Annotated in this window: 8 protein-coding genes; all 8 read left to right on the forward strand. The window is 48.8% G+C overall.

All coding sequences use genetic code 11. From position 1 onward, the window contains the following. The first annotated feature begins 116 nt into the window (after positions 1–116). Positions 117–3,035 (forward strand): S-layer homology domain-containing protein, encoded by a 2,919-nt coding sequence (locus ACUUJN_RS04735; RefSeq protein ID WP_484669330.1) that lies wholly within the window; start codon positions 117–119, stop codon positions 3,033–3,035. A 63-nt stretch (positions 3,036–3,098) separates the two neighbouring features. Continuing rightward, positions 3,099–7,151 carry an S-layer homology domain-containing protein gene (locus ACUUJN_RS04740; RefSeq protein ID WP_484669331.1) on the forward strand — a complete coding sequence of 1,351 codons (4,053 nt, stop codon included), beginning with the start codon at positions 3,099–3,101 and terminating at the stop codon, positions 7,149–7,151. 136 nt (positions 7,152–7,287) lie between these two features. Beyond that, complete coding sequence (locus ACUUJN_RS04745) at positions 7,288–7,776, forward strand: hypothetical protein (protein ID WP_023987171.1); 489 nt, start codon at positions 7,288–7,290, stop codon at positions 7,774–7,776. Positions 7,777–8,057: 281 nt separating this feature from the next. Continuing rightward, positions 8,058–9,059: an ABC transporter substrate-binding protein gene (locus ACUUJN_RS04750; protein WP_028542061.1), complete on the forward strand. Its 1,002-nt coding sequence runs from the start codon at positions 8,058–8,060 to the stop codon at positions 9,057–9,059. Positions 9,060–9,151: 92 nt separating this feature from the next. Further along, positions 9,152–10,165: a FecCD family ABC transporter permease gene (locus ACUUJN_RS04755; RefSeq protein ID WP_023987173.1), complete on the forward strand. Its 1,014-nt coding sequence runs from the start codon at positions 9,152–9,154 to the stop codon at positions 10,163–10,165. After that, positions 10,162–11,205 (forward strand): FecCD family ABC transporter permease, encoded by a 1,044-nt coding sequence (locus ACUUJN_RS04760; protein WP_023987174.1) that lies wholly within the window; start codon positions 10,162–10,164, stop codon positions 11,203–11,205. Before ACUUJN_RS04755 ends, ACUUJN_RS04760 begins: the two co-directional genes overlap by 4 nt. A gap of 13 nt (positions 11,206–11,218) precedes the next feature. Continuing rightward, positions 11,219–12,040 carry an ABC transporter ATP-binding protein gene (locus ACUUJN_RS04765; protein WP_484669332.1) on the forward strand — a complete coding sequence of 274 codons (822 nt, stop codon included), beginning with the start codon at positions 11,219–11,221 and terminating at the stop codon, positions 12,038–12,040. Further along, on the forward strand, positions 12,009–12,791 hold the full coding sequence (locus tag ACUUJN_RS04770) for an IucA/IucC family C-terminal-domain containing protein (protein WP_484669333.1): 783 nt from the start codon (positions 12,009–12,011) through the stop codon (positions 12,789–12,791). Before ACUUJN_RS04765 ends, ACUUJN_RS04770 begins: the two co-directional genes overlap by 32 nt. Positions 12,792–13,096: the final 305 nt, after the last annotated feature.

Here is a 13,096-nt window from a genome sequence, read left to right on the forward strand (position 1 = left end):
CAAAGTCCAGACTGTGAAAAAGATAAAATTTTAATATTGTTCAGAATTGGTTCAGAGGCGGATGATAAGATCTTTTCACTAATAACAAGAATGAACCGTTCACGGGGGAGAGTCTGATGAATCAAGAAACAAATAAAGAATGGCAAAAAGTGCTGATGGTGACGTTGCTGGCAGGTATGGCATGGGGGCCCCAGCTTGTTCATGCGGAAACGAAAGGGGAGACGTCAGCGATTGTGACTAAAGCCAGTACAGTATCTTTTACACATCAGTCCACTATGTCATCCCAGGCATTACAGGCGGTACAGGAGGCTGTGAAGCAAGGACTGATCACGGGTTATCCAGATGGTTCTTTCCGTCCAGATCAACCGTTAACGCGTAAGGAAATGGCAGCTTTGCTGGCTAATGCACTTAAGCTTGACGCAACGGAGAAAGCAGTAACTTTTAAGGATACGCAGGGGAGTTGGGCAGCTTCTTATATAGAAGCTGTGCGTGCGGCAGGTCTAATGACCGGAGATGAATCAGGTGCTTTCCGCCCGGATGCTGCAGTGAGTCGTGAGGAATTGGCAGCCATTCTGGTGAGAGCGATTGGAGGAACCCATGTTCAAGGCGGAGATGTTCAGGACATTTCTGATGGGGATCAGGTGAGCGCATGGGCCAAAAGCAACGTAGAGGCAGCTCTCAAACTGGGATTAATGGATACGCCGGATAATCGGTTTGACTCTAAAGTACAGGTAAAACGTCAGGATATCGCAGCCTTTTTGGTGAATGTATTCCAATCGGGTGAACGGACGGGAATCCTATCTCGTATCGACGGGGATATCGCCTATATGGATGGAAAGCCCTATTTGATCGGCCAGCAATTGAAGCAACTGTTCGGAGCAGACAATGTGCCGGCGCTTCAAGGGGCTACCCTAACCTATCAGACATCGAACCGAAACGTAGCTGATCTGTCAGCACTTCAAATTGTGCAAAGTGGTACAGCCCAACAACCGGTGACTTTGTATAGCAAAGGGACAGAATTTAAAGGCAAGTTAGCTATTGCAGCGGATTATGTGCGTATTCAAGGTGATACGTTACCTCAGGTAACCTTGATGCAGGGTGCCAAAAATGTAGAGATTCATGCAGACGTAAACGAAATGATCGTGGATACGCATGAGCCTATTCAGATTCAGGGAAGTGGTGTATGGCAGCAGCTTAAACTGAATTTTGCCGATACACAGGTACGTCTCGCCAATGGGATACAGACTGTACAGACCCGTCTTGCGGAGCGGGGAACAGAGACTCAAATTATACGTGATACCACGTTGGGTGCATCTTCGGATACATCCTCAACAAGCACTAAAAAAAGTTCATCTGGTGGTGGCGGTGGCAGTTCTACAACAAATCCAACGCCAACATCTAATCATGTACCTGTCTCAGCTATCGTTCCTGCCGATCAGTATGCCATTTTGGGTTCTGGAGATACGCTAGTGGATTTGAAAAATGTGTTTTACGATGCCGATCAGGATGAACTGTCGTACCATGCGGTCACTTCGGATGTATACGTAGCAGAAGCAGAAGTGGCAAATCAACAGCTTACACTAAAACCTAAATCAGTAGGAAGCACGCAGGTATTTGTTACGGCAGAGGATGGAAAAGGCGGTAAAGCGAGCGTGTTTTTCAGCTATACAGTGACCAGCTCTACTTATGAGGAGGACATTAATCACAGTCCTGTCGCGAGCAACAGCCTAAATGACATTCCTTTGCTCTTAAATGAAGGTGGCAAGCAGATTAGCCTGTCTGACTTGTTTAACGATGAGGATGGCGATGCACTGACCTACACGGTGGAATCGGCTTCGCCAGAAGTGGCCACAGGAGAAGTAACAGGCGATCAGCTTATGCTTACGCCGCTTCAAGCCGGCATTAGTCTAATGACGATAACAGCCCATGACGGCAAGGGAGGTACAGCCTCACTTCAGTTTGCTGCTATGGTGAATGCGCCTTTGCCTGATCCGCAGCCTGAGAATCACATACCTGTGGCTTTACCTCATTTACCTATCGTAGTTGCTAATGTGTTGCAGGACAAGCTGATGCTGTATCCGGGCTCGTTATTTATGGATCAGGATGGCGACACCTTGACGTATACCATAACTTCCTCCAACCCCCTAGTAGGCAGTGTGGCGGAGAATGGAGAAGATTCATTTGTAACACTGCATAATGCTGGTATTACGATGATTGGAATTACGGCGAATGATGGACGTGGGGGCGTTTCTTTCACTTCATTTATGCTGCAAGTTGAAGCTCCTCAACCAGTAAATCATCGTCCGGTAGTGACCCGTGTGCCTGAACCTCAATATTTGGACCCGGGAGATGGTCAGCAAATATTGCAGCTGAATGATATGTTCTCTGATGAGGATGGAGACACGCTGACCTATACTGTGGTGTCTTCTGATCCATTGGTGGCAGGGGGGCAGGTAGAAGGGAATGCGCTTTTCATACAACCTTTGCGTAATGGTATGACGTTCCTTACGATTACAGCAAATGATAATCGTGGTGAAACGACATCTTTTACAATTCCAGTGATTGTTGAGAAAAGAGACTTGTTCATTTCCGAAGTCGTGTGGCAAGGCGAACCGGATTATCTGGACCAGGCGATTGAATTGTATAACCCTACCAACAGACCGTTGGAGAAAAGTAGAATATGGATTGAGCGATCCGACCAACCAGACCCGATTATTATAAATGCCAATGACGGAGATGTAATTATGCCTGGGCACACATTTGTTATTGCGAATGATTTGAGTTCGTTCGTATCGGAGGAGTGGTATTTTACCTTCCTGCAGTTACAAAATAACAATTCGGAACCTGTTACGCTTAAGCTGTATTACAACAACACGCTTATAGATATCGCAGTTATTGGTCAAGGGCAGGCTTTGGGACGGAATAGCGGTACGGTCATTGGTAATACAGATCCATATCAAGCTGGTGAATGGAATGTGGAAGGGACGAACTACCCTGTTAATTTAGGAGACTTTATCGGTCGTCCTCGGCCGTAAAACATACGTATCCTAAGATTTTGAATACATGATTACATTTATCGGTGGGGAGAGAATTGCACCATGAAAAATAAGAAGTTAACCGCTCAGCTGGCAGCTGCTTTGCTGCTGCTGACCCCCTCGTTTCCTGCCGGAGCAGAGCAAGCTACCGTGATAGATACGGCTTCCGTATCCAAGGGGTCCACAGGGAACAATACTGCTGCCTGGACGGATGTACAGAAGCTTACAGCACAGCAATTGGAACAACTACAAAAAGCCCGTGAACTCGGGATCATCCAAGGCGATCCCGCCGGAACGCTCAGACCTGAGCAGAAGCTCACACGTCAGGAGCTAGCCGTGCTGCTGGTCAAAGCGTTGCAGCTTCCGACGGGCAACTTGGACGGCGCTGCCTCCTTCACGGACGTGCCCGTTGATAGTTGGGGGCGCCCGGCTATAGAGGCAGCCCGTAAGGCCGGGCTGATGCAAGGCGACGCCAACGGACACTTCCGTCCGAATGACCTGATCAGCGCCCAAGAACTGGTCGCGCTGTTGGTCAGGTCCGCTGGGACGGGTACGTCTGCGGGCACGCCCGCCAGCACAACCGACTCGCCGTCGGCGCAGACGCTGCCGACGGCGTGGAAGGACGCCAGCCCGTGGGCGACCCCGATGATTCGGGCGGCGCTGAATGACGGGCTGATGAGTGAATTTGGCGGAAATCTACACGCCAAAGACTCGGTAAGCCGCGTAGATGCGGCCAGCCTGCTCGTATCTGCTTTGTTTCCACAGGAGCGTGCTTCGCAGCTCCAGGAAATGGACGGCAAGCAGATATGGATCAATGGCATCGCTTATGACGTTGCAGAGCCGCTGCGCGGCATTTTTCACGCGGATAATCAGGCCGCGCTGCGCAACGCAGGCATCCGTTTCCATGCCACAGGCCGGACGGTGGACAAGGTTACTTGGCTGGAGCTTCGTAGCAGTGGGACTTCGGCTCGTGACGGCGAAGCGGAGTTCAGCGGCAACGTTGTGCTGGATGGACACGGCTCTACGCTGAACGGAGATTTGGTGATCGCCGGGGATTTTACATCCGTACTGCATTTGAAAGTGGAACAGCAGTTAACGGTGGATGCCCGAGTACAGCAGGATTTTTATGCACAGGATGTACAGGTGCAGGGACAGACGCATATCAACGGCGGAGATAACAATACAGTCGTATTTGATAGCTCAACGTTGACGCAAATGGATGTCACAAAACCGGACGTTCACGTTGTACTCAGTGGTACCGCAAGCGCGACAGTCATGAACGTGCAATCCAGCGCAAGCATTGAGGTTAGCGCGGATGCTTCCTTGCCGCAGTTGAATGTTAATGAAGGGGCGGAAAATGTCAATCTTCAGGGAACGGTTCAGACCGTTCAGGTAACTGGCAGCCAATCCGTCGAGATGACAGGTAATAGCACAATCCAGCAGCTGACCGTCACCGGGACGGGTGCTTTGGAATTGAAAACTACAGGTAGTATTGAAAATATTCAAGTCAGCAACCCGGCAGCTAGAGTAAATGTGAGTGGAAATGTACAGGTATCTGCGGTCACACTGGGTACCGGAGTAGCTTCCAACGCTGTTACGGGCCTAGCTGTGGCAAGTGTAACAGGCACGTCCTCATCTTCTGGAAGCTCATCTGGTTCATCCAGCAGTGCTAACCGTTCACCGGAAGTAGTGAATGCTTCTGTAGAGCGTGTAATTACAGAAGGCGCTGGTGAACAATTGTACGATTTACGCCAATTCTTTACCGATCCTGATGGGGATATCTTGACCTTCTCGGCAGCTTCTCTTCAATCCGGCATCGTACGGGCGTCTGTATCGGGCAATACATTAAAGCTTACGCCAGTCAGTGTCGGAAAAGCATCCATCAGTGTATCGGCTAATGATGGACGGGGAAAAAGGGTGTCGTCTACCTTCAAAATTATCGTGAATGGCAATCCTGTATCTGCAGGTATATCAGATCAGGCGCTTACTGTGGGACAGTCCGACTCGGTACTGCATTTGAACGACTATGTTCAGGACCCGGAAAATGCTAGCTTAACGTATCAGGTTACTGTTGATAATCCTGCTGTAGCGTCGGTGGTGCTTACAGGAGATGAATTGCGTTTGAGTCCGCTTCGCGCGGGCAGTACGATCGTTCATGTCACTGCCAATGACGGACAGCAAGGAGAAGATGGCAGCACAGGCCAAAAGCAGATTGAATTCAAGCTAACGGTTCAGGGCACTCCTAACCATGCTCCGCATGGACAAGACCCTCAACCGCTAACCGTCACATTGGGTCAGCCGAATACGACGCTGGATCTTTCCACGATATTTACGGATGTAGATGGTGACCCGCTGGTGTTCACAGCGACCAGTTCGGATGCTTCTATCGTGCAGACTGCCATAACGAGAGATCAGCTATCTTTGCAGTCGCTGCAAGCGGGGAGTGTAAGTATTACCCTGACGGCAGACGACAGCAAGGGTGGAACAGATACAGTTACCTTGATTGTAACGGTTTTGCCTATACCGAACAGTAGCCCGGTGGTAACCCGTGTACCAGACGCGGTACATCTGATTTTAGGCAAGGCTGACGGAACCGTGGATCTGTCCACTATCTTTGCCGACCCGGATCATGATCCGATTCGTTATGAAATCAGTTCGTCTGATCCAGCCGTGGCAGATGCTACAGTTCAAAATGATCAGCTTGTCATTCATGGACTGACTAGCGGCAATACCGTGATTACCATCACGGCTAAAGACGATAGAGGCGGAGAGATTAGCACAGACCTACAGGTTCATCTATTGGAAAATGCAGTTATTACAGCAATTCCTGAGCAGTTGCTTCAATTGGGAGATGCTGCATCAGAACTGGATCTCTCACCGTTCCTGTTGAACTGGGATCTAGCATCCCTGTCAGTGACAGCAGACACGTATGATCCAGGAATTGCTACGGCCCATATGAATGGTCAGAAACTACAGCTAAACCCAGTGAGTGTAGGGACCACAAGTGTAACACTCAGTGTGTATGATCAGTACGGACGTGCAGAGGGAGCGACGTTCCCGGTTACCGTCAGCATGCCTCAGCTCAATCATGCTCCTCAAGTCATTTCGGCTATAAACGAGCAGGTATTGACCCCCGGAGTTACACAACAAAGGGATTATGATCTGCAACAACTGTTCAACGACGAGGATGGGGATGAGCTTCGGTTTACAGTCAGCTCCAGTGATCCGACGTTGGTGAGTGCATCGCTTAATGGCAGCATTTTAACACTGGCTTCGGGTACAGGCAGCGGCCTTGCTGAAATTACTATTACGGCTGCGGATGATCGGGGTGGCTCAGTTCAATACACGTTGAATACACGCAACGCGGAGCTGGTTTCCGGCGGTATCACTCCGATTGGGGTTAAATATGGCTTGCCGCACAGAACCGTGGATCTATCCAGTTATTTCCCAGGACAATCTAAATTCCTGGTATATAGAGGAACGCCATCATCGACATTCCTCGGTCCTGTAGAACTCATGGGCACCTCTATCCCCCTTTCTCCCGAACCTTTACTGGTATGGGTAGTAGGAGCAGATGGAAGGGCTGCTGTATTTCAGGTCCAACAGGAACCACAGCAAGCGCCTGCTGTATATTTCTCGCAATATGTGGATGGCGGGGATGGAAGAATTGTTTTGCAATTGCATTATAACGGGAATGGAGATCCTTCCCATCGGGCAGACGGTTACTCACTTGAGTTTCATCAATGGATGAAGAAAACAAACCAAATGAAAGTTACCACTTTACCGATTAATCCGCTTTATCCTGCCATGCCATATATAATCATCGACAGTATCTTTTATGATTTCATGGATATTACGAATGCTTGGTATTTCAATGATGAGGGCGATTTCTACAACCCGAGCGAATTTAATACCGTTGCATATGTTTTAAAATACCAAGGACAAGTGGTAGATGTATTAGGAAATCCAAATTCGCATGAGCAATTTGCACCGCAAGGAGGAACGTTCGTCCGCAAGCCAGGAATATCCTACGGATCGTCTGCCTATAATCAGCCAGATGAGTGGAATGCGTTTCCGAAAGGGACCTATCAATATGTCGGCACTCATACACCATAAACGGTATGCTTTGCAGCACCAAGGAGACTCCTGTCCCCTCGAGAATTTTTTAAGAGTCCAGCTTAAGTAGGTCGTAGGAGTTGCTGGCAGAGCGACTATATTTCAGGTTCATCAGGAACCACAGGAGGCATTTCTTTTGTTTTTTTCACAATATGTCGATGGTGGAGACGGTCGCATCGTGCTGCAATTGTTTTACAACCGAGAATGTGACTTCTCTCATAAAATAGAAGGATATGAGCTGGAGGTTCACCAATTCATGAAAAACACGAACCGCATGAACGTATCCAGCATAGCGCTATATCCGGTTAATCCAGTAATTCCGTATCTGATCATAAACAGCATCTTTTACGATTTCATGGATGTCACGAATGTTGCCTATTTTAATCAAGAGGGTCATTTCTACAACCCAAGTGAATTTAATACGGTCGCATATGTACTGAAGTATCATGAAACTGTGGTAGATGTGATTGGAGAGCCTCATTCGCAGAATCAATTGTTTCCTCAAGGGGGGACATTTGTTCGTAGACAAGGTATATCATGTGGCTCACCCGTTTTTAATCAGCAGGATGAGTGGATTGTATACCCGAAAGGTACTTATCAATATGTAGGCAGGCATACACCTTAATCGGTATGTTTGTCCGCGATCGCTGTCTTTTGAAGACAGGTCATAAATTCTTATAAAGGTGTAACCCAACAACTATGGAGGGTTACACCTTTTTGTATACTGAGCATTTTGTATTCATCCAAGCCTTTACTGTACAAGGAGATTTTCAACATGAAACTAGAGGCACGGGGAGTTCTTCCACAGCAGTATCAATATGCTTGAACAATGTACTCAACTGAATTACAATACAATTGATAATGATTTTTAATATCAATTAGGATGAGAAGGGGGAGTTGAACTACATGTTTGGATTGACAAAAAAGCTACATATTTATATAGCACTTATTCTGATGATATCGGTGCTGGCTGGTTGTGCCTCGGGTGGAACTACAGGGACAACTGACCCTTCAAGCAAGTCTGCAAGTGGTAATAAGAGCAATACAGTAGGCAGTGGTGCGGACGAGCAGACCAGAGTTATCAAACATGCCATGGGTGAAACGACAATTAAGGGAACTCCGAAGAGGATTGTAACCTTGTTTCAGGGTGCCAATGATGTTGTTGTTGCACTTGGTGTGAAGCCAACGGGTGTTGTGGAATCCTGGGTTCAGCAACCCGTATATAAATATTTGAAAGCGGATCTGGATGGCGTGACGCAGGTAGGTCAGGAATCACAGCCGAATCTGGAAGAGATCAACAAGTTGAAGCCGGATCTAATCATTGCCACCAAAACAAGACATGAGGATATCTATGATCAACTGTCCCAGATTGCTCCAACGGTAGTTACCGAGACGTTGTTTGACTGGAAAGAGACGGTAAAGACGGCTGGTGAAGCGATGAATATGAAGGAACAGTCGGACAAGTTGCTTGCCGATTGGGATGCAAGGGTAGCGGATTTCAAAGGCAAAATGGGTGACCGTCTTCCCATTGAAGCGACTATTACGAATTTCAGAGCCGATCAGGTTCGCATTTTCTATATGGGATACGCCGGGAAAATTTTGAAAGAGCTTGGATTTACCAGACCGCCTGGACATGATGAAGACACCTGGGGTGTGGAGTTGACTTCGAAAGAGAACATCCCGGATATGAACGCAGATATGATCTTCAACTTCAATTCAGGTACGGAAACAGAAGCTATTGAGAAAAATTATAAGGATTGGACCAGCAGTCCGCTCTGGAAAAATCTCGATGCGGTAAAGAATAACCAGCTGGTACAGGTTGATGAAGTGGCCTGGAACATGGGAGGCGGATACACATCGGCCAACATGATGCTGGACGACCTATACAAGCAGTTCAATCTGAATTAATGGGAGCAAGACCTGCCATGCACCAGGACATCGTATACGAAGTGTATGGGCAGGCAGGTCTTTTTGCATTTCACGAATGAAAGAGTGAGAATATGTTTCCCCTTTTTACGAAGGCAAGTACGAAGATGTATGGACTATCCGGCTTATTCATTTTACTATTACTCGCCTGTGTAGCCAGCATGATACTGGGACGCACACACATAACATTTCAAATAGCAGTGGATGCACTACAACACTATGACGAAAGCTCAGTGGAGCATGTCGTACTTCTGACAGAACGTTTACCACGCACAATTATTGCCGCTGTTGTTGGTGCAAGTTTGGCGGTGGCGGGAGGACTCATGCAAGCGCTAACTCGTAATCCGCTCGCTTCACCAAGTGTGTTTGGGATCAATGCGGGCGCCATCTTTTTTATCGTTATTGCCATCGTGGTGCTGTCGGTGTCCTCGCTCAGTACGATGATGTGGTTTGGTTTTGCTGGGGCAACCATTGCAACAGTGATTGTGTACGCGCTTGGGTCCATCGGTCGTGATGGTCTGACTCCCATCAAGATTGTGCTGGCGGGTACCGCCATCTCTGCACTTTTTGCTTCGTTCACGCAGGCAATCCTGGTGCTGGATGGAACGGGATTACAGGACGTGTTGTTCTGGCTTGCAGGTTCAGTGAGCGGTCGGACACTCGACATGCTGTATCCTGTACTGCCATATATGACGGTTGCCATTGTGGTATCCCTGTTTATGGGCCGGGCGATCAATCTGCTCCTGACCGGTGATGATATCGCCAAAGGCATGGGACAGAACGTGCTACTGGTTAAGCTACTTATGGGAGTCGTTACGGTATTGCTAGCCGGTGGTTCTGTTGCGGTGGCCGGTTCGATTGGTCTGGTAGGATTAGTTGTACCGCATATCATGCGGGCGTTTGTTGGCAACGACTACCGCTGGCTTGTTCCCTACTGCATTCTGGGCGGCGCCATTTTGTTATTGGCGGCGGATGTTGTTGCACGGCTGATCATCATGCCGCAGGAGGTTCCGCTTGGCGTTATGACAGCGCTCATTGGTGGTCCCTTCTTCGTCTATATTGCCCGCAAGGGGGGGACGAAGATATGAGGAAGATGATTACTTTTCGCAATAAGAAAGATACGTTATCCTTGCAAATGGAGCGCAAATCGCTGTTCATCATCGGAATCTGTATGGTTTTGGTATTGATTGCATCCATTCTAGGAACTAGTGTGGGTAATGATTTCATATCTCCGCTGAATGTGCTGCAGACGATTTTCGGTCTGGGCGCAGGCGATCATGACTTTGTCGTGTTGACGCTAAGGCTGCCGCGTGTGCTGTTATCGTTGCTTGTTGGTGCAGCACTAGGCATGTCCGGTGCCCTATTGCAGGGGATTATTCGTAATCCGCTCGCTTCACCGGATGTGATCGGGATAACGGGAGGAGCTGCCGTTGCCGCTGTAGGTTTTGTCACCCTGCTGGGTGGAACCATCAGTATCAAGCTGTTGCCGCTGTTTGCCATTATGGGCGCGATGATTACCACAATCATCATATATCTTCTTGCCTGGAAAAAAGGAGTAAGCCCGATTCGACTGGTGTTGATCGGAATCGGAGTGTCAGCCATTACGGGGGCCGGGACGACCTTCATGCTGATTCTTAGTCCATTCTATACGGCTGGTCAGGCGTATATCTGGCTGACGGGGAGTGTGTATGGCGCATCGTGGACCGATGTCAGAACGATCATCCCGGTGATTGTAATCGTGCTTCCGTTGGCGATCTGGTTTGCCCGTAGTCTGAACGCACAGGAATTCGGGGATGATCTAGCCACCGGGCTGGGGGTCACTGTACAGCGTCATCGTTCAGCACTGCTACTGTGCAGTGTACTGCTGGCCGGGGGTGCTGTAGCTGTCGCGGGGACGATTGGTTTTGTCGGTCTGATTGCGCCGCATATTGCCCGGAAGCTGGTAGGGCGTATGTTTGGCAGCATGCTCATCGTTTCGGGACTGGTCGGTGCCCTGCTTGTATTTGCTGCTGATCTGATTGCCCGTACAGTATTTCTGCCGCTCGATGTTCCGGCAGGGGTATTTACCGCCGGGGTAGGAGCACCGTTTTTCCTGTATCTGTTGTTCAAGAATCGAAATCAGTTTTGAGGAGGAGAATGCTGTGAGTATTCTGGAAGCCAAGGACCTTACGATCGCCTATGGCGCAGAGCCTATTATTGAGAATCTGAACCTGACTATTCCCAAGGGGAAAACTACTGTCCTGATTGGCAGCAACGGTTGCGGAAAGTCCACCTTGCTGCGAACGATGGCGCGACTGCTGAAGTCCAGTTCAGGCTCGGTGCTGCTGGATGGCGAGGAGATTGCGAAGTTGCCTACCAAGGAAATTTCAAGACGTATGTCCATTCTGCCGCAAGGCCCTTCTGCTCCAGAGGGACTGACAGTGAACCAACTAGTTCGGCAAGGACGGTACCCACACCAGACCTGGCTGAAACAGTGGTCAGGTGTGGACGAACGCATGGTCAGGCTCGCGCTGGAATCCACACATCTGACTGCTCTGGCTGATCGGCCCGTGGACGCATTATCCGGCGGACAACGCCAGCGTGCCTGGATTGCGATGACACTCGCACAGGGAACAGAGACCTTGCTGCTGGATGAACCAACGACTTATCTGGATATGACCCATCAGATTGATATTCTGGATCTGCTGTTCGATTTGAATGAACGGGAGGGGCGCACCATAGTGATGGTTCTTCATGATCTGAATCTTGCGTGTCGCTATGCTCACCATATCGTGGCTGTCCACAACAAGTCCATCTACGCGGAAGGAAAACCGGAAGACATTGTTACGCAGGACATGGTCCGCGCGGTCTTCCAGATGGAGTGCGACATTGCGGTTGATCCGCTGTTTGGCACACCAATGTGCATTCCGCACGGGAAGGGAAGGAAGTTAAATGAAACCACACGCTACAGCCACTTGGCTTGACGATCAAGAGATGCAGGCCTTGGCTGCCGAATACCGTTTGACCTGGGAGCCTTCGACAGATCGTACATTTTCGATGCCATTTACGGACTTGCTGGACCCGTCCAAAAGCCTGAACTATTTGCAAGGGGTGAGTAGCATCTTTGAGACGGATTCTGAAACGGCTACTGTATCTCTCTTTGCTAAACGGTATGCTTACTTGATTTTGGCTTCGGGTCTCTATGCCATGTCACGCTTCAACAAAGGCCTAAATTATGAGATTACCAACGGCACGATCGAATCCAGTTATCAGGGGGAGGCATGGCTCCCCAAGGCTCGTCTGACTAATTGGCAGACGACCTCACCGGAGGCGGATCAGCGTGGCGTATGGAGAGATCAGGTGATTGAACAGATGTTCGCCGGTAATCTGGCCAAGGTGTGGCAATCGCTGTCCAAGGCAACGCGGGTTTCACGTTCAGTCCTGTGGGAGAACACGGCCATTTACGTATACTGGCTCTATGAGAACAAGTTTGCTGAAGGAGCCACGCCTGAAGAAAAGCAGCGTGTCGAAGAGGACTTCCATTATCTAATTCGTGATGCACCTGCACATCTCTTTGGTGAATCCCGTAATCCGCTCAAGCAGTTTAACACGCCCAAGCGGGCAACAGCTGTCTCAGATACACCCATTCGTGTGCGCAAAACCTGTTGTTTCTATTATCTCGCTGCAGATGATCCAGAAGATTACTGCCCAACCTGCCCCAAATTAAAGCATTAATGCCGATGATCATCATCCACATCCCCAGCCTATACTTCATTGCATCTCAATACAGCGAATAGCACAGGCAAGCTTATGACATAACGAAATTCAGAGCTTGCCTTATTTGTTGTGCCCATTGTTCCATGAACACTCCTTCATTTGGGGATTCTCCCCCTGCAAAAACCATCTTATTTTTCCTAAAAAGCTTATTATTGACAAGGTGACTGAAATTGCCATAAAATAGATTTTGTTTGAAACTGATAATCATTATCAATATTATTTCCATCAAATCAATCCGATGAAAGCACAACCAGGAGCGAACG

Source organism: Paenibacillus sp. LRG-1 (assembly GCF_057220305.1).